Origin of the sequence: Ahrensia sp. 13_GOM-1096m, from assembly GCF_000620605.1 — a bacterium.
GTDB lineage: Bacteria > Pseudomonadota > Alphaproteobacteria > Rhizobiales > Rhizobiaceae > Ahrensia > Ahrensia kielensis.
In genome coordinates, this window is sequence record NZ_KK211156.1 from 638,750 (window position 1) to 663,060 (window position 24,311).

Genomic DNA, 24,311 nt, shown 5'->3' on the forward strand with positions numbered 1-24,311 from the left:
CAAAATCGTCTAAATAATCCGGCATCAGATTGTTTGATAAGGTCGGCGATAGAGCCATTTACCTGCTGTTTAACCGCGAGTTTGGTCCAACATTGCTTTAGAAAGAGCATTTAAGCAGCGTGACTGTCATCCATCGTGCGAGATGACGTGTTGAATGGTGGATAAATGCCCGTAAACCTTGGATGTTTGGTGTAAACGGGCTAACCTTACTCAATTGATTCTGAATTGAAAGTGGCTAGTTTTGAACGACAAAACACCGATCGATGGCAACGGCGGAAATTCCGGCATTGAACCTATCTCTATTATAGAGGAAATGCAGCGCTCCTATCTCGATTATGCGATGAGCGTAATCGTGTCTCGTGCGCTTCCCGATGTGCGCGATGGCTTGAAGCCTGTCCACCGCCGTATTCTCTATGCAATGCATGACAGTGGTTATCACTGGAACCGCAAATATGTGAAATCGTCGAAAATCGTCGGTGACGTGATGGGTAACTTTCACCCCCATGGCGACAGTGCGATTTACGATTCGCTCGTGCGTATGGCGCAGGATTGGTCTTTGCGTGTGCCGCTTGTCGATGGGCAGGGTAACTTTGGTTCGATTGACGGCGATCCACCTGCTGCGATGCGTTACACAGAATCGCGGCTTCAAAAGGTTGCGCATGAGCTACTTGAAGATATCGACAAGGATACTGTCGATTTTCAAGATAACTATGATGGCTCACGTGAAGAGCCTAAGGTTTTGCCTGCGCGCTTTCCAAATCTGTTGGTCAATGGTTCTGGCGGTATTGCTGTTGGTATGGCGACCAATATTCCGCCGCACAATCTGGGCGAATTGGTTGATGGTTGTATCGCGATGATCGACAATCCGGCAATTACTTTGCCGGAAATGATGCAGCATGTGCCAGGGCCGGACTTTCCGACCGGTGCTATGGTGCTTGGACGTTCTGGTATTCAGTCTGCTTATGAGACAGGCCGCGGTTCGATTATCATGCGCGGCAAAGCTGAAATTGAACAGCGCCCGAACGACCGCGAAGCAATTATCATTACTGAGGTGCCATATCAGGTCAATAAAGCGACCATGATCGAGAAAATGGCTGACCTTGTGCGCGATAAGCGCGTGGAAGGTATTTCTGATCTGCGCGATGAATCTGACCGTACGGGTTACCGTGTGGTTGTTGAGATCAAGCGCGATGCTAATGCGGAAGTGGTTTTGAACCAGCTTTACCGCTATACACCGCTGCAGACTTCGTTCGGCGCCAATATGGTTGCACTGAACGGCGGTAAGCCAGAACTTATGAATATTATGGACATGCTACGCGCATTTGTAGCATTCCGCGAGGTCGTTGTTCAGCGCCGTACCAAGTTCTTGCTGCGTAAAGCGCGTGATCGTGCCCATGTCTTGGTTGGTTTGGCGATTGCAGTGGCCAATATCGACGAAATTATCCATCTTATTCGTGTTGCGCCAAATCCGGCGACTGCGCGTGAACAATTGATGGAACGTCGTTGGCCTGCAAAAGATGTTGCGCCTTTGGTGGAACTGATTGCAGACCCGCGCCATAAGCTCAATGAAGATGGAACTTATTTCCTTTCAGAAGAGCAGGCGCGCGCCATTCTCGAATTACGCCTTGCACGCCTTACTGCGCTTGGACGTGATGAGATTGCCGATGAATTGAACACGATTGGCGTCGAAATTAAAGAATATCTTGAAATTCTGGCTTCACGTCAGCGCATTCAAGATATCGTCAAGGAAGAACTTGCTGCCGTTAAAGAAGAGTTTGGTACACCGCGCCGCACGCTTTTAGCTGAGGGCGGCCCAGACATGGACGATGAAGACCTCATCGCCCGTGAAGAAATGGTCGTCACATTCAGTCACGAAGGATATATCAAACGCGTTCCGCTCGATACGTATCGTGCACAGCGCCGTGGCGGTAAAGGTCGCTCCGGCATGGCAACCAAGGACGAAGATTTCGTCACACGTTTGTTCGTTGCCAATACCCATACGCCGATCTTGTTCTTCTCGTCGCGCGGCATCGTCTATAAAGAAAAAGTATGGCGCTTGCCGATAGGCACGCCAACATCACGCGGTAAATTCTTGCGTAATATGCTTCCGCTTGAAGCTAATGAACGTATCACTTCCATTATGCCGCTTCCTGAGGATGAGGAAAGCTGGGCTGAGTTGGACGTTATGTTCGCGACAACGCGCGGCACTGTGCGCCGAAACAAATTGTCTGACTTTGTTCAGGTTAATCGTAACGGCAAAATTGCGATGAAATTTGAAGAAGGGTCGGGCGACGAAATTCTATCTGTTCAGACCTGTTCTGAAGATGATGATGTGCTTATGACAACCGCGCTCGGCCAATGTATTCGTTTTGCTGTCACCGATATTCGGGTGTTTGCAGGGCGTAATTCGACAGGCGTGCGCGGCATGAATATTGCCAATGGTGATAATGTGATTTCAATGTCCATTCTTGGGCATGTGGACGCAAGTGCACAGGAACGTGCTGGTTATCTGAAACATGCAGCGGCGCTTCGCCGTGCGGATGTAGAAGATGAAGATGTGGCTGTAAGTACTTCTGATGATGAAGAAAATACAGTTGCAGCTGAACTTTCACCTGAACGTTTGGATGAACTTGCAGCACGCGAACAATTTGTGTTGACCATCTCTGAATTTGGTTATGGTAAGCGCTCTTCTTCTTATGATTTCCGTGTTTCAGGACGTGGCGGTAAGGGCATTAAAGCAACCGACACATCCAAGACCAAAGAGATTGGCCAATTGGTTGCGACTTTCCCTGTTGATAGCGATGACCAGATTATGCTGGTGTCGAACAATGGGCAGGTTATTCGTGTGCCGGTTGAGGGAATACGCTTTGCGAGCCGTTCAACTAAGGGCGTTACGATCTTCAAAACGCGCGATGGTGAGCGTGTGGTTTCGGTCGAACGTATCTCTGAACCTGCTGATGATGAAGCCGAAGACGGTGAAGTTATTGAGGGTGTGGTTTTGCCTGAAGGCGGTTCAGGCGGTACTGTTGAAGGTGATGCAGATTTGCCGGATGAAGCTTTACCGGGAGACGATGACTAATGATTGATGCAGCAGTGCTTTGGACTTTTGTTCTTGCCTGCGCAGCAATTGTTCTCGTGCCTGGCCCAACGGTTACGGTGATTATCGCCAACTCGCTCCGGTCAGGCTCTAAGGCTGGCTTTATGAATATTGCTGGCACGCAGTTTGGCCTTGCGATCATGATCGGCGTACTTGCCTTCGGTTTGCAGGCTGTCGTCTCTGTAATGGGTGAGATTTTTGATTACGTGAAGCTGTTCGGGGCAGCTTATCTCATCTATCTGGGTATCATGATGTGGCGTTCAAACGGCGCATTAGCAAACCCTGATGAGATGCGCACAAAGAAGCGTTCAATGAACGGCTATTTTTGGCAAGGATTTTTTGTAATCTGGTCAAATCCTAAAGCGCTGTTCTTCTTTGGCGCATTTATTCCGCAATTTATTGTCGCGGAGGGCAATGCCTCTGTTCAAACAATTATATTGGGCGGTATTTTTATGATTATCGGTGCCGTTGGTGACGGGATTTATGCGCTGGCCGCAGGCAGAACAGGAAGCTGGCTTACACAGTCCAATATCCGTTTGATTGAACGCATATCAGGCACTGCGCTTATTGGCGCTGGCATTTGGTTGGCTCTAACAAAGCGCGCTTAAATTACTTCAATTGCTTTTGGCGCATCAAAAGAGCAGCGGACAAGCCGCTTGTGATTGTTAAAAGCGCGATTGCGAAGGCAGCGGTATAAAGTGCGAACATTTTGCGTTCCTATTCTTACTTGTTTTGCGCGCCGCAACTGCTGGAGGCTCGTGCGGCGCATTTGTTGACTTGCTGATATAACGCCGGATGTGATTTAAAGTTGCATCATTTACGTACACAGATGCGTGTTCAGCCTGTGAGGAGGCATCATTGTTATTGAAACGAGCTATTCTAAAGCTTCTCTTCCTGACTGTTTTTACAGGCATTTTTACTTTTTCTGCGTCCGCATCGGCCAATATTGAGTGCCGCGCGGTTGATGGACGAAGCGGCGAAATATCAATGAATGTTGGGCGTTTGGATGTGCTGTCTGTTTTATCTGCACGGGTGACCGCTTTTGGCAGAACATGGTCCACACGCAATGGCGAAGGCACAACAATCATTGTTGGGCAAGCATTTCAGGATGATAACCGCATGCTGGTCGATTTTACCGATGATAATGTTGATGTTGTTCTTATTTCATTGCGCACGGTGCGTGTTTCGACCGAAGATGAGTATGGTGAAGCCGGAATCTTGCGTATCGGCAAAGCCGTCTATCCTGTTTTGTGTGAAAACGGTTGATTTACGACTTTCAAGCCAGCTGAAATACGGATAAATCAAAATCATGACAAAGCTTAGTATCGGTTTTTATTCAGGTTCCTTCGACCCCATTACCAACGGCCATATGGCTGTTTTGGAAGGCGCGCTCACTTCATTTGACCGCGTTGTCATTGGTATTGGCGTTCATGCTGTTAAAAAAGGCATGTTTGATTTTGATCAGCGCAAAACCCTTATTGAACAATCGCTAAGTGATTCAGCGCTCGATCCTAACCGTATAACAATTGTTGCATTTGACGGTTTGGTGGTTGATGCCGCTCGAAAAGCTGATGCACAAGTCATTGTGCGCGGTCTGCGTGATGCTTCTGATTTTGATTATGAAATGCAGATGGCAGGCATGAATACGCAGCTCGCTCCGGATATTCAAACAATATTTATTCCTGCAACAGTCGAGACACGCCCGATCAGTGCCACATTAGTGCGGCAGATCGCAGTCATGGGCGGCGATGTGTCGTCATTTGTACCGGCGCCGGTGTTGCAGGCGCTCAAAAAACTCAAATAAACAGGATATTTTTATGCGTTTAGGAAAATTCATTGGTGGCGCACTGGCTGCAATTACAATTGCTGCGGCATCCACAATTGCCGCTTTTGCCGCTGAACCAGAAAACACAATGGTTATCACCCTTAAATCGGGCGAAGTGGTTGTTGCCTTGCGTCCAGACCTTGCTCCAAAACATGTTGAGCAAATTAAAAAACTCGCGCGCGCTGGTGAGTATGACAATGTGGCTTTCCACCGCGTGATTGAAGGCTTCATGGCGCAAACGGGCGATGTTCAGTTCGGCGATATGGAAGATGGTTATAGCGCGGAACGTGCGGGCACTGGCGGCTCCAAACTTGGCGATATTGATGCTGAGTTCACAGACACGCATTTTAAACGCGGTGTTGTAGGCATGGCACGATCACAAAATCCGAACTCTGCTAATTCTCAGTTCTTTATCATGTTTGCAGATGGTGACTTTCTCAATGGTGAGTACACTGTTGTTGGTGAAGTTGAAAGCGGAATGGAGTTTGTGGACGAAATCAAGCGCGGTTCTGGTCAATCGGGCTCAGTTTCTGGCCCAGATCGCATGATCAAGGTTGAGATTGCTGCCGACAAATAATAGGGACATGTCACGAATGTTTTCATATCCCAAAACGAAGGAATAAAATTTGGCTTATAAAGATCCAGAAAATACACTCATCCTTGATACAACAAAGGGTGAAGTTGTTATTGAAATGCGTCCTGATTTGGCGCCTAACCATGTTGCGCGTATCAAAGAACTTGCCCGTGCAGGCGAATATGATGGTGTGGTGTTCCACCGCGTTATTGATGGATTTATGGCACAAACTGGCGATGTTAAATTCGGCAAACAGGGTGGCGCATCATTTGATGCTAACCGTGCTGGCATGGGTGGTTCAGACAAGCCTGATCTTGCGCAAGAATTTTCTGACGAGAATCACGGCCGCGGTGCTTGTTCTATGGCGCGTGCGCAGAACCCAAATTCTGCAAACTCACAGTTCTTCATCGTTTTTGATGATGCTAGCTTCTTGAACAAGCAATATACTGTTTGGGGCCAAGTCACAGAAGGCATGGACAATGTTGACCAGCTAAAACGCGGTGAACCTGTTCAAATGCCTGATTCGATTACAACAGCGAAAATTGCTGCTGATTTGTAAGCGGTTACTATAATAGCTTAATGGGCAGGCTTTCAGGTGATGGCCTGCCTTTTGCATGTTTGGACTTGCCTAATGCGCGTAGATGATTTTGATTTTGAGCTTCCTGAAAAGCATATTGCGCTGCGCCCAGCTGAGCCGCGTGACAGTGCAAAATTGCTTGTGGTCAAACCATCGGGCCGCATAGATTCGCAAGTCAGCGAACTGGTTCAGTTTTTAAAGGCCGGTGACTGCCTTGTTTTCAATGACACGAAAGTCATTCCCGCGCAGCTTAACGGTATTCGTGAGCGCGATGGTGCGCCCGGCGCTGAGGTTGGATTTACGCTTCATTTGCGCGGTGCGCCCGATAGCTGGAATGCTTTTGCCAAAGGCGCGAAAAAATTGCGTGTGGGCGATCTTGTTACTTTTGGTTCTGAACTGAATGCACATATTGCTGAAAAGCTAGATGGCGGTGAAGTGCGCCTTGTGTTTAATTGCAGCGGGCCGGAGCTTGATATGGCAATCATGGCCGTGGGCCATGTGCCGCTTCCACCCTATATAGCCGCAAAGCGCGAAGATGATGGCCGAGATTTAAAAGATTATCAGACGATTTATGCGCGCGAAAATGGCGCTGTGGCCGCGCCCACCGCCGGATTGCATTTTACCGACGAGCTTTTTGCCACGTTGGATAAGGCTGGTATCGGGCGTGAATTTGTAACGCTTCACGTTGGCGCAGGGACATTTTTACCTGTCAAAGTGGATGATACAAAAGACCACAAAATGCATTCAGAAATTGGCACGATTACTGGTGATGTTGCCGAGCGGCTCAATGCCGTTAAACAGGCTGGTGGCCGTATTGTTGCCGTTGGCACAACATCATTACGCTTGCTTGAAAGTGCGGCTAAAACGGATGGTAAACTTGAAGCGTGGCGCGGTGCGACAGATATTTTTATAACGCCTGGCTATAAATTTAAATTTGTCGATCTTTTGATGACCAATTTTCATTTGCCGCGTTCAACCCTGATGATGCTTGTGAGTGCTTTTGCAGGCTATGAAAATATGCGCGCAGCTTACGAGCATGCCAAGGCGCATGATTATCGATTTTATTCTTATGGCGATTCAAGCCTGCTTTTTCCTGAAGGTTCTGACGAATGACACAAAATTTTGGTTTCACGCTACACAATAGTGATGGCAAGGCGCGGCGCGGTACGGTTCATACGGGGCGCGGCGATATTCAAACGCCAGCCTTTATGCCGGTTGGTACGGTTGGAACAGTCAAAGGGCTTTATCTTAATCAGGTTAAAGATGCTGGCGCTGATATTATTTTAGGCAATACATATCATTTGATGTTGCGGCCAGGCGCTGAGCGTATGGACCGGCTTGGGGGCTTGCATAAGTTCATCGGATGGGATGGTCCAATCCTGACAGATAGCGGCGGCTTTCAAGTGATGAGCCTGTCTGCTTTGCGCAAAATGAGTGAAGAGGGCGTGACGTTTAAAAGCCATGTGGATGGCAAATTGTTCGAGATGTCACCGGAGCGCTCGATTGAAATTCAGGGGCTTTTGGGTTCTGATATTCAGATGCAGCTTGATGAATGTGTGGCACTGCCTGCCGATCACGACACGATGAAAAGCGCGATGGAATTATCTTTGCGCTGGGCAGAACGTTGTAAAGTCGCCTTTGGTGACCAGCCGGGCAAAGCGATGTTCGGCATTGTGCAGGGCGGCGATAATGTGAAACTGCGTGAGCAATCGGCACAGGCGTTGGTCGATCTGGACCTCAAAGGTTACTCGATTGGCGGCCTTGCTGTTGGTGAGCCGCAAGACGTTATGCTGTCTATGCTCGACGTTGTTTGTCCGATTTTACCTTCTACAAAACCGCGCTATTTGATGGGCGTTGGTACGCCGCAAGATTTGCTGCGCTCGGTTGCTCACGGTGTTGATATGTTTGACTGTGTCATGCCAACGCGCTCGGGGCGTCACGGTTTGGCATTTACAACACGTGGCCGTGTGAACTTGAAGAATGCGCGTCATGCCGAAGACAATCGGCCTTTGGATGAAGGCGTAAATTGCACAGCATCAAACACGTATTCACGCGCTTATTTGCATCACCTTATCCGCTCGAATGAAATGCTCGGCATGATGTTGTTAAGTTGGCATAATATTGCATATTATCAATACCTTATGGCGGGTATTAGAGACGCAATATCAACTAACAATTTTGCGCAATTTGCAGAAGAAACAGAAGCATGCTGGGCTGCTGGTGATATTGATGCACTTTAAGTGCCTTACTTAAAGTAGATGTTTAGGTCATGCCAGCTGCGCCTTTGCGCAGATTAACGGCATCGATTTTCCAGCTACCGTCAGGTTGTCGCTGCATGTAATATATTGCGGTCCAATCTGACCCATCTGGTGCGCGGATTAGTAAGTCTTGTTTGATGCGGCCTTCGGATAAATTATCAGTGTTTCCAAAGGCATAATTGCCGGGTCTTAAAACGGGCAAGTAGCCGCCTTCAACCATCGCCATGAACTGTTCCACCGTCGGGAATATGCCTTTGATATTGTCTGACGCGAATGAATAAGCCAGATCAAAATCACGTGCTATGAAGGCTTCCAGTTGATTGGTGATTATGCCGCGTGCTGCATTATTATCGGACTGCGCATTTGCCCTGGCAGGTGTGAGCAATAAAGCCAGCGCGAAAAAAGCGCTTGGAAACATATTCCTGATCATTCGCATTTCCTCCTATCATCATTATAGAATAGACGGGCAGGTGAGCAACTTAGTTTCAAATTGTCAGTTCATTGGTGCATGCGCTTGCGGATAGTTTGGAAATCGGGCAGAGCTTCATCAACATTAGAAAGCGGAAAATCGATGTCAGCAAAATTCTTTGATCATGCGGTTCTACCAGTCGAAAGTCTTGAGGTTAGCCGTGAGCGCTATCAGGCGCTTGGCTTTACTGTGGCTGCGGATGCGCGCCATCCTTTTGGTACAGAAAATGCCTGTGTTTTCTTTAGTGATGATACATATCTCGAACCGTTGGGCATTGCCCAGCGTGAGGATTGCGAAGCGACGGCAACAAAAGGAAACGTATTCACGAAGCTGGATCAAACGTATCGCTTCCGTGTCGGGCAAGATGGGTTCTCTGCTGTTGCCTTTAAAACCAATGATGCGGATGCGGACCATAAGACATTTCAAAAGCTGGGTATTTCAGCTGGTAAAAAATTATCTTTCGGTCGTAATTTCGTGGACGGTAATGGCAAAAAGGAGCGCGCATCGTTCAAGCTTTCTTTTGCAAGAGATGACCGTGCACCGGATGCTACTTTCTTTACATGTGAACGTATCAACACCCCCAATGTTGATCGCTCATCGCTGACCAGTCATGCCAATGGTGTTACCGGTATTAAAGAGATAATTCTAAGCGAGTTTGTTCCTTCAGATTTTCAATATTTTCTTCAGCCTGTGATTGGAAACCGAGACACGCCGTCTCATTCCTTCGGGATGGAAATCACATCGGCAAATGTGAATTTTAATGTGCTGACGCCGGAAGGTTTGACAGCGATGTTCGGCGCGACGCGTCAAACATTGGACCGCGGCCTTCGTCTTGAAGGGATCGTTTTTGCAGCAGACAAAAGCGCGCTGCTTGCTGCGCTTAAACAAGGCAATATCGAATACCGTGATTCAGGGCGTTATATCATCGTGCCAGCTGCCAATGGGCAGGGCGCGTTTTTTGCTTTTGAAGGCAATTAAGAAGGCGATTTAAAAATGAGTTCTACAGTCAATTCAGTTGTTAAAGCTGGTAATGTTTCGTTCGGCAATGCGCTGCCTTTGTCGCTTATCGCAGGTCCATGCCAAATGGAAAGTCGCGATCATGCGATGGAAATGGCATCTGCATTAAAAGAGATCTGCGCAGAGCTTGGTATCGGGTTTGTTTTTAAAACATCATACGACAAAGCAAATCGCACATCGATTTCTGGTCAGCGTGGCCTTGGCCTTAAAAAGGCGATGGATGTTTTTGCAGAAATTAAGACGAGCCTTGATTTGCCAGTTCTGACCGATGTTCACACGGCTGAACAATGTGCGCCGGTTGGTGAAGTGTGTGACGTTTTGCAAATTCCAGCATTTTTGTGTCGTCAGACCGATCTGCTGGTTGCTGCCGCTGAAACGGGCAAGGTCGTTAATGTCAAAAAAGGTCAGTTTCTTGCGCCGTGGGACATGACGAATGTTTTGAAAAAAGTCACAGATAGCGGCAACCCGAATGTCATGTTGACGGAACGCGGCGCCAGCTTTGGCTATAATACGCTGGTGTCAGATATGCGCGCGCTTCCTATCATGGCTGAAACAGGCGCGCCGATCATTTTTGATGCAACCCATTCGGTTCAACAGCCCGGTGGGCAAGGCACATCTTCTGGCGGGGATCGCCGTATGGTGCCTTATTTATCTAAGGCTGCTGTGGCTGTCGGCGTGGCGGGGCTCTTTATAGAGACGCACCAAGACCCTGATAATGCACCATCTGATGGGCCAAACATGATGCACTTAAAAGACATGAAAGCGCTGCTTGCAAAACTAATGGCTTTTGACGCTTTGGCGAAATCTGCCTGATTTATCAGGCGCAACGATAGGTTTGCGGCCGCTCGCTTGATTATGTCAGGCGCATGAAATCGCTCGCAGGCCTATTTTACTTTTAAACGGTCTCGTTTATGCAAAGACGAGATATATGACTTACGTATGATAAGGATTAAAAAATGACTGCAATTATCGACATTATTGGCCGCCAAATTTTTGATAGCCGCGGCAATCCTACTGTGGAGGTCGATGTTATTCTGGAAGACGGTACGCTTGGCCGTGCAGCGGTACCATCGGGTGCTTCAACTGGTGCTTACGAAGCGGTTGAATTGCGTGACGGTGGTAGCCGTTATGGCGGCAAGGGCGTTTCAAAAGCAATCGACGCAATCAACGGTCCTATCTTTGATGCGATCGGCGGAATGGACGCGACACAGCAGCGCCAAATCGATGAAACAATGATCGAGTTGGACGGCACAGAAAATAAAGCCAATTTTGGCGCTAACGCTATTCTTGGTGTTTCGCTGGCTGTTGCGCATGCCGCAGCAAACTATCTTGGCCTGCCGCTTTATAAATATGTTGGCGGCCCAAATGCTCGCATTTTGCCTGTGCCAATGATGAACATTATCAATGGCGGCGAACATGCTGACAACCCAATTGATTTTCAGGAATTTATGATTTCTCCGGTTGGCGCTGAATCTCTTGAAGATGCTGTGCGCATGGGTTCTGAAGTTTTCCACGTTCTTAAAAAGCGTTTATCTGTTGCTGGCCACAACACATCAGTTGGTGATGAGGGCGGTTTCGCGCCGAACCTTTCCAGTGCAATTGATGCGCTTGATTTCATCATGGATTCAATCAAGGAAGCTGGCTACAAGCCGGGCGAAGACATGTATATTGCACTTGATTGCGCTGCGTCTGAATTCTTTAAAGATGGCAATTATGTTTATAAAGGTGAGGGTGTTACGCGCACGCCATCTGAGCAAGCAAAATATCTTGCTAAACTTGCGGCTGATTACCCAATCATTTCGATTGAAGACGGCATGGACGAAGATGACTGGGATGGCTGGGCTGAGTTGACTGCCCTTATCGGTTCGACTTGCCAGCTTGTTGGCGATGATTTGTTTGTAACCAACACCAAGCGTTTGAAAACTGGCATTGAGAAGGGCGTTGCAAACTCCATTCTTATCAAGGTCAACCAGATTGGCACATTGTCCGAAACTTTGGATGCTGTCGAACTTGCGCATAAAGCTGGTTATACGGCTGTTATGTCTCACCGTTCAGGCGAAACCGAAGATGCAACCATTGCTGATTTGGCTGTTGCTACCAATTGCGGACAAATCAAAACCGGTTCGCTTGCCCGTTCAGACCGGCTCGCGAAATACAACCAGCTCATTCGCATTGAAGAAGAGCTTGGCAATTACGCGCAATATGCAGGCCGCTCAATTTTGCGGAAATAATAACTTCTGATCCTTATTAAAAAAGGCCGCGCTGGATTTTGCTCCATCGCGGCCTTTTACGTTTTGTTAGCTATGTTTTTTGGGTGAGGCTTAACCAAGTCCGTATACCTTCTGGATCAGTTATTACTTTCAGGTGTGTGTATGTGGACCAGACAATATAAGAGATCAAAACTGCGCGTCGTCGTGGTGCCAGTGCTGGCGTGCTGTTTGCTTGGCTATTTTGTATTTCATGCTGTCAATGGTACACTTGGTCTTAATTCAAGTGAACGCTATGATGCTGAAATATCAAGGCTCGGTGTTGAGCTAGCTTCGTTGGAGATACGGCGCAGCGAATTGCAAACGCGCACCAAGCTTTTAAGCGATGGATCGCTGGAGCGTGATTTGATTGATGAAACGGCGCGCAGGTCGCTTGGATTGACTCGTTCTAATGAACTCATAATGCTGCATAGCAGCAATTAACTTGATTTCAGTTAATTGCACTATTTTTCAAATAAAATAGCCACTTAACGTGTCCGTGTTATGCAAAAATGCCTCTTGCAACTCCTTTGCGCTGCGTTAGTGTTAATTCAGATAATAATGTAACGGGAGATCTTCATGGCAGCACGCGCGCGTAAATCTGCACCTAAGAAAGCGGTCGATCATGCTTTGCTTGGTTCTATTCCGGCACCTGAGCCGGCAAAACTTTCCAAAGATGAAGAGCTAAAGGCATATCGCGATATGCTTTTGATCCGCCGCTTTGAAGAAAAAGCGGGCCAGCTGTACGGTATGGGTCAAATCGGCGGCTTCTGTCACCTTTATATCGGCCAAGAAGCTGTTGTTACCGGCATCCAAATGAATATGAATGACGGTGATCAGATGATTACTGCTTACCGTGATCATGGTCATATGTTGGCTATGGGCATGGAAAGCCGCGGCGTTATGGCCGAACTTACAGGTCGCAGCGATGGTTATTCGCGCGGTAAGGGCGGCTCAATGCACATGTTTAGCCGCGAAAAGAACTTTTACGGCGGTCATGGTATCGTTGGCGCGCAGGTTTCGCTCGGCACAGGTTTGGCGTTTGCGAATAAGTACCGCGATAATGGTAATGTCTCTGTCTCGTTCTGCGGTGATGGCGCGGCCAATCAAGGTCAGGTCTATGAGAGCTTTAATATGGCAGCTTTGTGGAAGTTGCCGACAATCTATGTGATTGAAAACAACCGTTATGCGATGGGTACATCGACAAAACGCCATGCAGCGCAGCTTGATTTCTCAATGCGCGGTGTATCTTTCGGTATTCCTGGCATTCAGGTTGATGGCATGGATGTACGTGCGGTGAAATCCGCTTCGGAATATGCGCTTAATCATTGCCGCAATGGCGATGGTCCAATCATTCTTGAAATGATGACATATCGCTATCGCGGTCACTCAATGTCTGACCCTGCGAAATACCGCACCAAAGACGAAGTGCAGAAAATGCGTTCGGAGCAAGATCCGATTGAACAGGTCAAACAGCGTATTATTGCTGAAAAACTGGCTTCGGAAGATGATTTGAAAGTCATCGATAAGGAAATTCGGGAAATCGTGGTGGATGCTGCAGAGTTTGCGCAAAACAGCCCCGAGCCTGATGTTTCTGAACTTTACACCGACATTTTGCTTTAAGGGGAGATACCAGCATGCCTATCGATATTCTTATGCCTGCGCTTTCTCCAACAATGGAAGAAGGCAATCTGGCCAAATGGACTGTTAAAGAGGGCGACAAAGTCGGCCCCGGCGATGTGATCGCTGAAATTGAAACGGACAAGGCAACCATGGAAGTGGAAGCCGTTGAAGAGGGAACTATCGGCAAAATCGTTGTCGCCGAAGGGACTGAAAACGTTAAGGTCAACGCTGTCATCGCCATTCTGTTAGAAGAAGGCGAAAGCGCGGGCGATATTAATGCAGATAAATCATCTGCTGAATCCGAACCATCTGACGACAATTCAGCGCCAGCCAAGGATGACACTAAAGCGGCATCTGTTCCAGCCGAACCAATCGCTGTTGAACCTGCATCTGACCCAGATATTCCTGAAGGCACGAAAATGGTGCCAACAACGGTTCGTGTTGCTTTGCGCGATGCGATGGCGGAAGAAATGCGTGCCAGTGACGATGTGTTTGTCATGGGTGAAGAAGTTGCCGAATATCAAGGTGCGTATAAAATTACGCAGGGCTTGCTTGATGAGTTTGGTCCGCGCCGCGTTGTCGATACACCCATCACAGAGCATGGTTTTGCCGGTGTTGGCGTTGGCGCAGCGATGACAGGTTTGCGTCCAATTGTTGAGTTTATGACATTCAACTTTGCGATGCAGGCGATTGACCAGATTATCAACTCTGCTGCCAAAACACTCTATATGTCTGGCGGCCAAATGGGCGCACCAATGGTGTTTCGTGGTCCAAACGGTGCCGCAGCACGTGTGGGTGCACAGCACTCACAATGTTATGCTGCTTGGTATAGCCATGTGCCGGGCTTGAAAGTTGTCATGCCTTATACGGCGGCTGATGCAAAAGGTTTGCTCAAAGCGGCTATCCGCGACCCGAACCCTGTTATCTTCTTGGAAAACGAGGTTCTTTACGGCCAAACATTTGATGTGCCGGATATGGATGATTTTGTTTTGCCAATCGGCAAGGCACGCATTCATAAAAAGGGTAAAGATTGTACAATAGTTTCCTTCGGCATTGGCATGACCTACGCCATCAAGGCTATGGAAGCGCTGAGCGAGCAGGGCATTGATTGTGAATTGATCGATCTTCGCACAATTCGTCCGATGGATATTCCGACAATTCTGGAAAGCGTTAAAAAGACAGGCCGCTTGGTGACTGTTGAAGAGGGCTTCCCACAATCATCTGTTGGTGATTTCATTGCAAATAAAGTGCAACGCGAAGCATTTGACTATCTTGATGCGCCGATCATTTCGATCTGCGGTAAAGATGTGCCAATGCCTTATGCGGCCAATCTTGAAAAACTGGCATTGCCAAATGTTGATGAAGTCATTGATGCTGTTAAAGCTGTCACTTACGCGGGTTAAGGAGGTCTATCATGCCTATTAATATTACAATGCCCGCACTTTCGCCAACGATGGAAGAGGGTAACCTTGCCAAATGGTTGGTCAAAGAAGGCGACAAAGTCGGCCCCGGCGATGTGATTGCTGAAATCGAAACCGACAAGGCGACGATGGAAGTTGAAGCGGTTGATGAAGGTACGATTGCCAAGATCCTTGTTGAAGAGGGTACTGAAAACGTCAAGGTCAACGCTGTCATCGCGATTTTGGCTGAAGAGGGCGAAGATGCTTCTGAAGCTGCTAAAAGCAGCGGCGGTGCTTCTGCGCCAGCGAAGCAAGAGGCTCCTGCCGAAGTAAAAGCTGAAAGCGCTTCTGAGGCGCCAACACCTGCAGCCAAAACATCGGCGGCTGATTCTAAGCCACTTAGCGACGATAAGGGCGGTTCTGCTGGACCTGTGCCAACAAAAGACGGGAAAAAAGTTTTCGCCTCGCCTCTGGCGCGCCGTATAGCGAAGAACGAAGGTGTCGATATTACAGCTGTTTCAGGCTCCGGTCCGAAAGGCCGTATCGTCAAACGCGATGTTGAAGAAGCAATGGCTGGCGGCGCTCAGCCTAAAGCCGAGGCACCAAAAGCTGCAACAGCAATGCCAGTTGGCGCGTCTGCCGAAGCGGTGCTGAAGAACTTCGAAGAAGGCTCTTACGAACTCGTCAAGCACGACGGTATGCGCAAAACAATTGCCAAGCGTTTACAAGAATCCAAACAGACCATCCCGCATTTCTATGTAACGATGGATTGTGAATTGGATGCACTGCTTTCCTTGCGCTCGCAGCTCAACAAGTCTGCACCTGTTAAAGATGATAAGCCAGCTTACAAGATTTCCGTCAATGATATGGTGATCAAAGCGCTGGCGCTATCTTTGCGTGATGTGCCAGATGCGAATGTGTCTTGGACCGATGAGAATATGGTCAAGCATAAACATGCCGATGTTGGCGTGGCTGTCTCTATTCCAGGCGGTTTGATTACACCAATCGTGCGTTCAGCTGAAACCAAAACTCTATCTGCCATTTCCAATGAAATGAAAGATTTGGGCAAACGCGCCAAAGAGAAGAAACTTAGCCCAACCGAATATCAGGGCGGCACGACTGCTGTATCCAATATGGGTATGATGGGCGTGAAGAACTTCTCTGCTGTTGTTAATCCGCCGCATGCGACAATTCTTGCCATTGGTGCGGGTGAACAGCGTCCGGTTGTTAAAGATGGTGAGTTGACGATCGCAACCGTCATGAGCGTGACGTTATCGACAGACCATCGCTGTGTGGATGGTGCGCTGGGTGCAGAATTGCTCGGTGCATTCAAAAACTACATCGAAAATCCAATGGGCATGTTGGTTTAAACCATCATGACCACGGTTCTCGCATATGGCGACTCGCTCACTTGGGGTTCATGCCCCGAGACTGGCGGTCGTCATCCGGTCAGTCACCGTTGGCCTGATGTGCTTAGTGCAGCTTTGGGCGATGGTGTGACCGTTATAACCAATGGTTTGCGTGGTCGCACAACGGCTTATGATGAATATTTGGCTGATTGTGATCGTAATGGTGTGCGTGTTTTACCGACGGTTTTAAATACCCATGCGCCGATTGATTTGGTTATCATTTTGCTGGGGGCCAATGATATGAAACCTCATATTTGCGGTACGTCAATTGGCGCTTTGCAAGGTGTGCGGCGTTTAACGCAAATTGCTAAAAATCATATGCAAGGACTTTCAAACGGCCATCGCGCTAAAGTTTTAATCGTCGCGCCGCCGCCTTTAGTGGAAAGTGATGATCTTGAGTTTCGCGCTATGTTTGATGGCGGTATCGCCGAAAGTAAGAAGCTCGACGGCCTGTATGAGAAGCTTGCGAAAGATATGGATGTTGCATTTTTTGATGCTGGCACTGTGGCTGAGGCCTCTACATTAGATGGTGTTCATTTGGACGCCGAAAACACAAAGAAAATTGGTGCGGCACTCGCGCCCATCGTGAAAAAATTACTCGCGGTTTAAACCGCTTTGACACGGAGAAGCTAAAATGGCTGACAATAATTATGACGTGCTGATTATCGGTTCCGGTCCCGGCGGTTATGTAACGGCGATCCGTGCTGCGCAATTGGGCATGAAAGTTGGCATCATTGAGCGCGAGCATCTTGGTGGCATCTGTCTCAACTGGGGCTGTATTCCAACCAAAGCGTTGTTGCGTTCTGGCGAAATGCTGGATTATGCAAACCGCGCATCTGAATATGGGTTGAAGCTTGAAGGCAAAATGACGGCTGATGTGAAAGAGGTCGTTAAGCGTTCGCGCGGTGTATCAATGCGTCTTAATGGCGGTGTTGGTTTTCTGATGAAGAAGAACAAGATCGATGTGATTTGGGGCGAAGCCAAACTTGCTGGTAAAGGCAAAGTTACAGTTGGTAAACCGACTAAAAAGATCATGGAGCCACAAAACCCTATTCCTAAGAACATCAAAGGTGAGGGTGACTACACGGCCAAGCACATCATTGTTGCCACAGGAGCGCGTCCACGCGCATTGCCGGGCATTGAGCCAGACGGCAAGCTGATCTGGACTTATTTTGAAGCTATGGTGCCGCAGGAGTTGCCAAAGAAGCTCATCGTTATGGGCTCTGGTGCTATCGGCATTGAGTTTGCATCATTTTATAATTCTATGGGCTGCGACGTTACCGTTGTTGAACTCATGCCAAACATTATGCCGGTTGAAGACCCTGAGATTTCCGGCATAGCGAGAAAAGCGCTTGAGAAGCACGGGCTTAAAATTATCACTGAGGCGAAAGTCACAAAAGTCGAGAAGAAATCCAATTCGATCATTGCCCATGTTGAAGGCAAAGACGGTAAAGTGACGCCGATGGAAGCGGACCGGATGATTTCGGCTGTTGGTGTTCAAGGTAATATTGAAGGCCTTGGCCTTGAAGATCTTGGCATTAAAACTGATCGCGGCTGCGTGGTGATCGACGGCTATGGCAAAACCAATGTCGAAGGCATTTATGCTATTGGTGATGTTGCTGGACCGCCAATGCTAGCACATAAGGCTGAACATGAAGGCGTGATTTGCATCGAAAAGATTGCCGGTGTGCCAAATGTTCATCCGATGGAAAAAGACAAGATTCCAGGCTGTACTTATTGCCACCCGCAAGTTGCCTCTGTTGGTTTGACCGAAGCCAAAGCCAAAGAAGCAGGCATTGAAACTCGTGTTGGCCGTTACATGTTTAATGCAAATGGCAAAGCCATTGCGCTTGGCGAAGATAATGGCATGGTCAAAACGATCTTTAACAAAAAGACGGGCCAGTTAATCGGCGCGCATCTTGTTGGCGCAGAAGTCACAGAACTTATTCAAGGCTTTGTTATCGCGATGAACCTTGAGACGACGGAAGAAGAGCTAATGCACACGATCTTCCCGCACCCGACACTTTCAGAAATGATGAAAGAGAGCGTGCTGGATGCCTATGGACGTGTTTTAAATGCCTAAGCGTTCACGCCGCGGTATCATTCGCGGCGGTAATGCGCGTTGGTGGCAGTCAACAGGCTGGAAAATCATGCGCGTAAGCATCATATTGTTTATGGTGATGGGGTTTCTTGCTTCATTCGCCGCGATGCGCAACGGCGGTGTCACATTTAACGGTGTTCTGGTTGAAGGTTGGACTGGCGTTTGGTACGTGACTGGCATTACGGCGTGTGCAGGATTTTTATTTGGCGCTATTTGGCTGCTTTTATTTAAAGCAATGTCGATGGCATCGAAAAACTAGAAAGTTAGGTTGTCCGAATGGTTACGGTTCTCGATACAACAAGGCCTTCCGGCAAAATGCGTCACCCTGAAAAGGCGCATCGTCCAGATCAGCCAACACGCTTGAAAAAGCCAGACTGGATTCGCGTGAAAGCGCCGACATCGAAGGGCTTTCACGAGACAAATAAAATCGTTAAATCGCATAATCTTGTGACGGTTTGCGGTGAGGCGGGCTGCCCTAATATTGGCGAATGTTGGGATCAGAAGCACGCTTCCTTTATGATTATGGGCGAAATTTGTACCCGTGCTTGTGCTTTTTGTAATGTCGCGACTGGTATGCCCGGTGCGCTTGATAAAGAAGAGCCGGTCAATGTGGCAAAAGCCGTCAAAAAGATGGGGCTTAAGCATGTGGTTATCACATCTGTTGACCGCGATGATTTGGCCGATGGTGGCGCGCAGCATTTTGTAGAAGTTATTCAAGCAATCCGTGAATATTCGCCCGGTACGACGGTTGAAATTCTAACGCCGGACTTTCTTCGCAAAGAAGGTGCGCTTGAGGCTGTCGTGGCCGCTAAGCCTGACGTGTTTAACCACAATCTTGAAACGGTGCCTTCTAACTATTTAAAAGTGCGCCCTGGTGCACGCTATTTCCACTCAATCCGCCTTCTTCAGCGCGTCAAAGAGCTTGATCCTTCGATTTTTACAAAATCAGGAATCATGGTGGGGCTTGGCGAAGAGCGCAATGAAGTGCTGCAATTGATGGATGATTTGCGCATTGCTGATGTCGATTTTCTAACGATCGGCCAGTATTTGCAGCCAACAAAAAAGCACCATGAAGTGATGAGCTTTGTGACACCTGATGAGTTCAAATCATTTGAAACAATTGCTTATACAAAAGGCTTTTTAATGGTTTCGGCTTCGCCGCTTACGCGTTCATCGCACCATGCGGGCTCGGATTTTGAAAAACTGCGGGCGAACCGCGAAGCAAAGCTGGCCTCGATAAAGTAATATGCCGAGTTTTAAGACCACGCGCCGCGTCAATCACAGCGCAGATAAAATGTTTGCGCTGATTGCTGATGTGGAAAAATATCCTGAATTTTTGCCCTTATGTGAGGCGCTCAGTATTCGTGATATCCGCGAACGTGATGGCAAGCAGATGCTGGTTGCGGATATGAGTGTTGGCTATAAGGCAATACGCGAGACATTTACCAGCAGGGTTCTGCTCAATCCTGACGAGAGCCAGATTGATGTGTCCTATATTGATGGACCGTTCAAATATCTCGACAATCGCTGGACGTTCACCGATGTTGATGAACGCAGCTCTGATGTGCATTTTTATATTGATTATGAGTTTAAGAGCAAAATGCTTGGCATGGTTATGGGGTCGATGTTCGACCGTGCTTTTCGAATGTTTGCGGAGGCATTCGAAAAGCGTGCAGACGAGATTTATTCAGAGTCTTGATCTGGCTCTTTGTCGGGTGCTTCTTTTAATGTCTCAATCAAAATCATCAACGCGGTCATAACTGTTTCTGCGCGAATTGCATCGCGGCCATTATCGTCAAAGTAACGGCTGATCGTAAATGTTGGTGCCCAATCGCAGGCACAACCAAACCAGACGAGGCCGACCGGTTTGTCTTCGGTGCCGCCGCCCGGACCAGCAATGCCCGTTACTGAAATCGCAATGTCTGTTGAGCTTTTCTGCAAAGCGTTCTTTGCCATTGCTTCGGCAACTTCTTCGGAGACAGCGCCGGGGCCGCCTTCTTCAAAAAATTCTTCCGGCACGGACAGCATTTCGATTTTGGCATCGTTGGAATAGGTTACATAACCGCGATCCAAAACCTTGCTGGAACCGGGAATATCGGTGATCATGCCAGCGATTAGGCCGCCTGTGCAGCTTTCAGCCGTTGCGATTGTAAATCCACGTGCGGAAAAGTTTTCAACGACCTCAAGTGCAAGTGCGCTAAGCGGATTGTCGTGTGATGGGGTGTCATTCATGATTTTTCTCCATAGACAACACTCGCAGTTGCAAGCGCCATAATGCCTTCTTTACGGCCAATAAAGCCCATTGTTTCGTTCGTCGTTGCCTTCACCGAGCAGCGCTCTAAAGAAATGCCCAGTAGTTCACTTAGCTTCTCACGCATTGCCATACGGTGCGGTGCAATCTTGGGTGCTTCGGTTACGATTGTCACGTCAGCGTTCATGATTGTACCGCCGTTTTGCCGCACAATTTTGACAGCTTCTGATAAAAAGACATGGCTGGCCATGCCGCGCCATTTTTCATCTGTTGGCGGGAAATGATCGCCAATGTCGCCCGCGCCGCAAGTGGCAAGAAGCGCATCGGTTAACGCATGCAATCCAACATCTGCATCTGAATGACCCGATAGTTTTTTATTAAACGGAATATCAATGCCGCATAGAATAACTTTATCGCCGTCTTCAAAACGGTGAACATCATAGCCATTGCCTGTGCGCACATCGGGTAGAGAATTATTGTTCATATTTTCCTGTGCGGTAAAATCTTGAGGGTAGGTGAGTTTGATATTGGAGGCGTCGCCTTCTACAATGCGCACTGTCATTCCTGCCCATTCAAAGATTGCTGCATCATCAGTAAAATCAGAAATGGCTTGCGCGCTCGCTTTATCATGTAGGGCAAGAATAGTTGCAAAGGGAAAAGCTTGAGGCGTTTGTGCGCGGTGCATATCTTTGCGCGATGCTGTGCCAGTCACTATACCATCTGATACGGTTTTGAGGGTTTCTGACACGGCGATTGTCGGCAAAATTCCATCATTGGGATTTGCCCCAATTTCTTCGATAATCCGCAATAAAAAGTCATCATTCACATAAGGGCGGGCAGCGTCATGTATTAGAACATGACTGAAATCTTGCGCCATGTCACGAAGCGCCCGTAGGCCTGCATGCACGGATTCCTGCCGTGTTGTGCCGCCCGTTACAATTGTCATCTGCGCTGTATCAATATTGCATGTTGCTTGTTTGAGCAGCGCTGCATCATCTGCATGAATAACGAGAGCGGTGTTCGCCGCTGGTATAAAGTTTGCAAAACGTGATATTGTTTGTTCGATAACAGTGCTGGCACCGAGTGTACGGTACTGTTTTGGCCCGTTTTGCGTGCCTGCGCGCTCGCCGCGGCCTGCCGCCACAATCACCAGTCCCATTGAGTGTTGCAAATATGCTGACAAAATATCTCGTCCTAGTCGCAGGTTTCGTTGCTTGGTTTGGTTTGTTTAAAGTTTTGCGACCTTTATCATAGGTGGCTAATTGCGCAATTAGTCTATGTTGTATAAAGAATGTGCAGTCGATATAGCTGCTTAAAAAATGGACAATCACTTGACTGCACTCCTTCATGAACCGTTCCAGATTGGAAATGTCGCCGTTCGCAATCGCGTTCTGGCTGCTCCTTTATCTGGTGTGAGTGACTTGCCTTTCCGTCAGCGCACTTGGGCGGCGGGCGCAGGTATCGTGGTCAGTGAAATGATTGCGAGCCGTGAGTTTTGCTCTGAATCCGATGAGTCTGCACGGCGTGCTCTTTCTCATGATGCAGGTCCGGCAATGCTTCAGCTTGCGGGCTTTGAAGCGCACTGGATGGGCGAAGCGGCGAAAATCGCAGAATCAAATGGCGCGGAAATTATAGATATCAATATGGGGTGTCCTGCACGAAAAGTGACAGGAAAAGCATCTGGCTCGGCGCTTATGCGTGATCTTGATCATGCCATGACGCTTGTCAATGCGACGGTTGATGCGGTTCAAGTTCCGGTGACGCTCAAGATGCGCTTGGGCTGGGATGACGAAACAATCAACGCGCCAGAGCTTGCAAGGCGTGCGGTTGATGCAGGGGTGCAAATGATCACCGTGCATGGACGAACGCGCTGTCAATTTTATGACGGTGTTGCTGACTGGCGCGCTGTTGCGGCCGTTCGGGATGTGGTGGATGTGCCTTTGGTGGTCAATGGCGATATTGACGACCTTTCATCCGCGATTGCGGCCTGCGAGCAATCTGGTGCCGATGCTGTAATGATTGGGCGTGCAGGGCAGGGAGCACCGTGGAAAGCGGGAGACATAGCCAATGCGTCTGCTGGGCTTCCACAATTTACACAGGCACCATCCTTTGATGTCGCTGATTATGTGATCTCCCATTACCAAGCAATGCTTGAACATTATGGCGAGCATGTTGGCACGCGCCATGCGCGCAAGCATTTGGGTTGGTATATTGATGGTCTTTTGCCAAAGGCGCAGTCCATAACTGAGCTGCGCACAGAGATTATGAGATCTCATTTGCCGGAGAAAGTTATCCCGCTTTTGCGCGATGTTTTTAACTCAGTAGATCTTGAAAAATCGGAAGCCGCATAATGAGTCCTGCAAGTAAAAATGCCAGTCAGGCAGAGAATGCGCGGCGCGTATTAGATAATCTGCGTGATCCGGTTATCATGATCGATAAGGATAATTTGATCACTTTTGCCAATTTGGAAGCGGAGTATTTCTTCTCTTCGTCGATGGCAAATCTTGCTAATTTTAGAATTGATGAGTTTGTTGGTTTTTCTAATCCACTATTGACGTTGATAGATCAGGTGCGTTCGGCTCAATCGCCGACCAATGAGTACCGCGTGGACGTTTCATCGCCGCGGCTCGGACTTGACCGGATTGTCGATATTCATGTCACGCCTGTTGCCGAAGAAGATGGCGGGATGGTGATTGTTTTCCGTGAACGCTCAATGGCTGAAAAGTTTGATCGGCAAATGACACATCGCGGCGCTGCCCGTTCGGTAACGGGCTTGGCGTCTATGCTGGGCCATGAGATTAAAAATCCACTTTCGGGTATTCGCGGTGCTGCGCAATTGCTTGAAAGTGTTGTCAGCGATGAAGACCGCGCGCTGGCACAGTTGATCAAAGATGAGTGCGACCGGATTGTTCAGCTTGTCGATAAAATGGAAGTGTTTTCTGATGAGCGGCCGCTGGACCGTGATCCGGTTAATATCCATGTGGTTTTGGACCGCGTTCAGAAAATCGCTAAATCGGGGTTTGGACGGAATATAGAGTTCAAGCAGGATTTTGATCCATCACTGCCTTATATTGCTGGCAATCAGGATCAGCTTATTCAAGTGTTTTTGAACCTCGTTAAAAATGCCTGCGAGGCCGTTGCCAATGTGGAAAATCCAAAAATAAGATTGAAAACAGCGTTTCAACCCGGCGTTCGTCTTTCGATCCCCGGCTTGCATGAGCGCGTTTCTTTGCCGCTGGAATTTTCTGTGCAGGACAATGGTCCCGGCGTTCCAGAAGAAATTCAGAGCTATATGTTTGATCCTTTTATCACAACAAAAACAAATGGTTCAGGCCTTGGGCTTGCTTTGGTTGCCAAGATTGTTGGCGCCCATGGCGGCGTTATTGAATGCGATAGCCAGCCTGGAAATACCAAGTTCAAAATTCTAATGCCAACTGCGCCAAAAGCGCCGAGCTAAGGCTTTT

25 protein-coding genes are annotated in these 24,311 nt (G+C 48.3%); 22 read left to right on the forward strand and 3 right to left on the reverse strand.

The genetic code is table 11. From position 1 onward, the window contains the following. The first annotated feature begins 241 nt into the window (after positions 1 to 241). From gyrA to tgt, 8 genes are all read left to right on the forward strand, one after another. Positions 242 to 3,079, forward strand: coding sequence for a DNA gyrase subunit A (gene gyrA / locus N530_RS18485; RefSeq protein ID WP_035267327.1), 2,838 nt, complete (start codon positions 242 to 244; stop codon positions 3,077 to 3,079). After that, positions 3,079 to 3,705 (forward strand): LysE family translocator, encoded by a 627-nt coding sequence (locus N530_RS0116905; RefSeq protein ID WP_026481677.1) that lies wholly within the window; start codon positions 3,079 to 3,081, stop codon positions 3,703 to 3,705. The genes gyrA and N530_RS0116905 overlap by 1 nt, the downstream gene beginning before the upstream one ends. Positions 3,706 to 3,955: 250 nt before the next feature. Beyond that, complete coding sequence (locus N530_RS0116915) at positions 3,956 to 4,363, forward strand: hypothetical protein (protein WP_026481678.1); 408 nt, start codon at positions 3,956 to 3,958, stop codon at positions 4,361 to 4,363. A gap of 43 nt (positions 4,364 to 4,406) precedes the next feature. Beyond that, complete coding sequence (gene coaD / locus N530_RS0116920; protein ID WP_026481679.1) at positions 4,407 to 4,901, forward strand: pantetheine-phosphate adenylyltransferase; 495 nt, start codon at positions 4,407 to 4,409, stop codon at positions 4,899 to 4,901. A 13-nt stretch (positions 4,902 to 4,914) separates the two neighbouring features. After that, positions 4,915 to 5,499: a peptidylprolyl isomerase gene (locus tag N530_RS0116925; RefSeq protein WP_026481680.1), complete on the forward strand. Its 585-nt coding sequence runs from the start codon at positions 4,915 to 4,917 to the stop codon at positions 5,497 to 5,499. Positions 5,500 to 5,548: 49 nt separating this feature from the next. Next, positions 5,549 to 6,055, forward strand: coding sequence for a peptidylprolyl isomerase (locus N530_RS0116930; RefSeq protein WP_026481681.1), 507 nt, complete (start codon positions 5,549 to 5,551; stop codon positions 6,053 to 6,055). Between the two features lie 72 nt (positions 6,056 to 6,127). Continuing rightward, positions 6,128 to 7,186 (forward strand): tRNA preQ1(34) S-adenosylmethionine ribosyltransferase-isomerase QueA, encoded by a 1,059-nt coding sequence (gene queA, locus N530_RS0116935; RefSeq protein WP_026481682.1) that lies wholly within the window; start codon positions 6,128 to 6,130, stop codon positions 7,184 to 7,186. Next, positions 7,183 to 8,313, forward strand: coding sequence for a tRNA guanosine(34) transglycosylase Tgt (gene tgt, locus N530_RS0116940; protein WP_026481683.1), 1,131 nt, complete (start codon positions 7,183 to 7,185; stop codon positions 8,311 to 8,313). Before queA ends, tgt begins: the two co-directional genes overlap by 4 nt. A 22-nt stretch (positions 8,314 to 8,335) precedes the next feature. Here the strand turns inward: tgt and N530_RS0116945 are convergent, their stop codons facing one another. Next, on the reverse strand, positions 8,336 to 8,761 hold the full coding sequence (locus tag N530_RS0116945) for a DUF4864 domain-containing protein (RefSeq protein ID WP_026481684.1): 426 nt from the start codon (positions 8,759 to 8,761) through the stop codon (positions 8,336 to 8,338). 141 nt (positions 8,762 to 8,902) lie between these two features. Between N530_RS0116945 and N530_RS0116950 the strand changes: the two genes are divergently transcribed. From N530_RS0116950 to N530_RS0117005, 12 genes are all read left to right on the forward strand, one after another. Further along, the gene (locus tag N530_RS0116950; RefSeq protein ID WP_026481685.1) at positions 8,903 to 9,778 is read left to right on the forward strand and encodes a VOC family protein; all 876 of its coding nucleotides are present in this window, start codon (positions 8,903 to 8,905) and stop codon (positions 9,776 to 9,778) included. A 15-nt stretch (positions 9,779 to 9,793) separates the two neighbouring features. Then, complete coding sequence (gene kdsA, locus N530_RS0116955; RefSeq protein WP_026481686.1) at positions 9,794 to 10,630, forward strand: 3-deoxy-8-phosphooctulonate synthase; 837 nt, start codon at positions 9,794 to 9,796, stop codon at positions 10,628 to 10,630. Positions 10,631 to 10,773: 143 nt separating this feature from the next. Then, positions 10,774 to 12,048: a phosphopyruvate hydratase gene (gene eno / locus N530_RS0116960; RefSeq protein ID WP_018687895.1), complete on the forward strand. Its 1,275-nt coding sequence runs from the start codon at positions 10,774 to 10,776 to the stop codon at positions 12,046 to 12,048. Between the two features lie 141 nt (positions 12,049 to 12,189). Then, positions 12,190 to 12,507, forward strand: a complete 318-nt coding sequence (locus N530_RS0116965) for a septum formation initiator family protein (protein ID WP_026481687.1) — start codon at positions 12,190 to 12,192, stop codon at positions 12,505 to 12,507. Between the two features lie 135 nt (positions 12,508 to 12,642). Next, positions 12,643 to 13,686, forward strand: coding sequence for a pyruvate dehydrogenase (acetyl-transferring) E1 component subunit alpha (pdhA, locus tag N530_RS0116970; RefSeq protein WP_026481688.1), 1,044 nt, complete (start codon positions 12,643 to 12,645; stop codon positions 13,684 to 13,686). A 14-nt stretch (positions 13,687 to 13,700) separates the two neighbouring features. Beyond that, the gene (locus N530_RS0116975; protein ID WP_026481689.1) at positions 13,701 to 15,089 is read left to right on the forward strand and encodes a pyruvate dehydrogenase complex E1 component subunit beta; all 1,389 of its coding nucleotides are present in this window, start codon (positions 13,701 to 13,703) and stop codon (positions 15,087 to 15,089) included. A gap of 11 nt (positions 15,090 to 15,100) precedes the next feature. Further along, entirely contained in the window at positions 15,101 to 16,456 is a 1,356-nt protein-coding gene (locus N530_RS0116980) for a pyruvate dehydrogenase complex dihydrolipoamide acetyltransferase (RefSeq protein WP_026481690.1), read from the forward strand. A 6-nt stretch (positions 16,457 to 16,462) separates the two neighbouring features. Continuing rightward, positions 16,463 to 17,104 (forward strand): SGNH/GDSL hydrolase family protein, encoded by a 642-nt coding sequence (locus N530_RS0116985; protein ID WP_026481691.1) that lies wholly within the window; start codon positions 16,463 to 16,465, stop codon positions 17,102 to 17,104. A 25-nt stretch (positions 17,105 to 17,129) separates the two neighbouring features. Then, positions 17,130 to 18,578 carry a dihydrolipoyl dehydrogenase gene (gene lpdA, locus N530_RS0116990; protein ID WP_026481692.1) on the forward strand — a complete coding sequence of 483 codons (1,449 nt, stop codon included), beginning with the start codon at positions 17,130 to 17,132 and terminating at the stop codon, positions 18,576 to 18,578. Beyond that, a complete protein-coding gene (locus N530_RS18490) occupies positions 18,571 to 18,855 on the forward strand; it encodes a hypothetical protein (RefSeq protein WP_018687888.1) in 285 nt (94 codons plus the stop codon). The genes lpdA and N530_RS18490 overlap by 8 nt, the downstream gene beginning before the upstream one ends. 17 nt (positions 18,856 to 18,872) lie before the next feature. Continuing rightward, the gene (lipA, locus tag N530_RS0117000) at positions 18,873 to 19,841 is read left to right on the forward strand and encodes a lipoyl synthase (protein WP_026481693.1); all 969 of its coding nucleotides are present in this window, start codon (positions 18,873 to 18,875) and stop codon (positions 19,839 to 19,841) included. 1 nt (position 19,842) lies between these two features. Continuing rightward, complete coding sequence (locus tag N530_RS0117005) at positions 19,843 to 20,295, forward strand: type II toxin-antitoxin system RatA family toxin (protein WP_026481694.1); 453 nt, start codon at positions 19,843 to 19,845, stop codon at positions 20,293 to 20,295. Here N530_RS0117005 and N530_RS0117010 read toward each other — a convergent pair. Both N530_RS0117010 and N530_RS0117015 read right to left on the reverse strand, forming a co-directional pair. Continuing rightward, complete coding sequence (locus N530_RS0117010) at positions 20,280 to 20,828, reverse strand: CinA family protein (protein WP_026481695.1); 549 nt, start codon at positions 20,826 to 20,828, stop codon at positions 20,280 to 20,282. The two genes, N530_RS0117005 and N530_RS0117010, sit on opposite strands and share 16 nt — an antisense overlap. Continuing rightward, positions 20,825 to 22,006 (reverse strand): bifunctional 2-C-methyl-D-erythritol 4-phosphate cytidylyltransferase/2-C-methyl-D-erythritol 2,4-cyclodiphosphate synthase, encoded by a 1,182-nt coding sequence (locus N530_RS0117015; RefSeq protein ID WP_026481696.1) that lies wholly within the window; start codon positions 22,004 to 22,006, stop codon positions 20,825 to 20,827. Before N530_RS0117015 ends, N530_RS0117010 begins: the two co-directional genes overlap by 4 nt. A gap of 160 nt (positions 22,007 to 22,166) precedes the next feature. On the opposite strand from N530_RS0117015, the gene dusB reads away from it, so the two are divergent. Together dusB and N530_RS0117025 are read left to right on the forward strand one after the other, a co-directional pair. Next, positions 22,167 to 23,198, forward strand: coding sequence for a tRNA dihydrouridine synthase DusB (gene dusB, locus N530_RS18495; RefSeq protein WP_035267333.1), 1,032 nt, complete (start codon positions 22,167 to 22,169; stop codon positions 23,196 to 23,198). Next, positions 23,198 to 24,304, forward strand: a complete 1,107-nt coding sequence (locus N530_RS0117025; protein WP_026481697.1) for a nitrogen regulation protein NR(II) — start codon at positions 23,198 to 23,200, stop codon at positions 24,302 to 24,304. Before dusB ends, N530_RS0117025 begins: the two co-directional genes overlap by 1 nt. Positions 24,305 to 24,311: the final 7 nt, after the last annotated feature.

What these genes read in the sequence shown, in the direction of transcription:
- coaD (WP_026481679.1), top strand. Translation starts at nt 4,407, where the DNA reads ATGACAAAGCTTAGTATCGGTTTTTATTCAGGTTCCTTCGACCCCATT.
- kdsA (WP_026481686.1), top strand. Translation starts at nt 9,794, where the DNA reads ATGAGTTCTACAGTCAATTCAGTTGTTAAAGCTGGTAATGTTTCGTTC.
- N530_RS0117025 (WP_026481697.1), top strand. Translation starts at nt 23,198, where the DNA reads ATGAGTCCTGCAAGTAAAAATGCCAGTCAGGCAGAGAATGCGCGGCGC.
- N530_RS0116905 (WP_026481677.1), top strand. Translation starts at nt 3,079, where the DNA reads ATGATTGATGCAGCAGTGCTTTGGACTTTTGTTCTTGCCTGCGCAGCA.
- N530_RS0117015 (WP_026481696.1), bottom strand. Translation starts at nt 22,006, where the DNA reads ATGGGACTGGTGATTGTGGCGGCAGGCCGCGGCGAGCGCGCAGGCACG.
- N530_RS0116945 (WP_026481684.1), bottom strand. Translation starts at nt 8,761, where the DNA reads ATGATCAGGAATATGTTTCCAAGCGCTTTTTTCGCGCTGGCTTTATTG.
- N530_RS0117010 (WP_026481695.1), bottom strand. Translation starts at nt 20,828, where the DNA reads ATGAATGACACCCCATCACACGACAATCCGCTTAGCGCACTTGCACTT.
- dusB (WP_035267333.1), top strand. Translation starts at nt 22,167, where the DNA reads ATGGACAATCACTTGACTGCACTCCTTCATGAACCGTTCCAGATTGGA.
- N530_RS0116985 (WP_026481691.1), top strand. Translation starts at nt 16,463, where the DNA reads ATGACCACGGTTCTCGCATATGGCGACTCGCTCACTTGGGGTTCATGC.
- queA (WP_026481682.1), top strand. Translation starts at nt 6,128, where the DNA reads ATGCGCGTAGATGATTTTGATTTTGAGCTTCCTGAAAAGCATATTGCG.
- N530_RS0117005 (WP_026481694.1), top strand. Translation starts at nt 19,843, where the DNA reads ATGCCGAGTTTTAAGACCACGCGCCGCGTCAATCACAGCGCAGATAAA.
- N530_RS0116965 (WP_026481687.1), top strand. Translation starts at nt 12,190, where the DNA reads ATGTGGACCAGACAATATAAGAGATCAAAACTGCGCGTCGTCGTGGTG.
- lipA (WP_026481693.1), top strand. Translation starts at nt 18,873, where the DNA reads ATGGTTACGGTTCTCGATACAACAAGGCCTTCCGGCAAAATGCGTCAC.
- lpdA (WP_026481692.1), top strand. Translation starts at nt 17,130, where the DNA reads ATGGCTGACAATAATTATGACGTGCTGATTATCGGTTCCGGTCCCGGC.
- eno (WP_018687895.1), top strand. Translation starts at nt 10,774, where the DNA reads ATGACTGCAATTATCGACATTATTGGCCGCCAAATTTTTGATAGCCGC.
- pdhA (WP_026481688.1), top strand. Translation starts at nt 12,643, where the DNA reads ATGGCAGCACGCGCGCGTAAATCTGCACCTAAGAAAGCGGTCGATCAT.
- N530_RS0116980 (WP_026481690.1), top strand. Translation starts at nt 15,101, where the DNA reads ATGCCTATTAATATTACAATGCCCGCACTTTCGCCAACGATGGAAGAG.
- N530_RS18490 (WP_018687888.1), top strand. Translation starts at nt 18,571, where the DNA reads ATGCCTAAGCGTTCACGCCGCGGTATCATTCGCGGCGGTAATGCGCGT.
- N530_RS0116925 (WP_026481680.1), top strand. Translation starts at nt 4,915, where the DNA reads ATGCGTTTAGGAAAATTCATTGGTGGCGCACTGGCTGCAATTACAATT.
- N530_RS0116950 (WP_026481685.1), top strand. Translation starts at nt 8,903, where the DNA reads ATGTCAGCAAAATTCTTTGATCATGCGGTTCTACCAGTCGAAAGTCTT.
- tgt (WP_026481683.1), top strand. Translation starts at nt 7,183, where the DNA reads ATGACACAAAATTTTGGTTTCACGCTACACAATAGTGATGGCAAGGCG.
- N530_RS0116975 (WP_026481689.1), top strand. Translation starts at nt 13,701, where the DNA reads ATGCCTATCGATATTCTTATGCCTGCGCTTTCTCCAACAATGGAAGAA.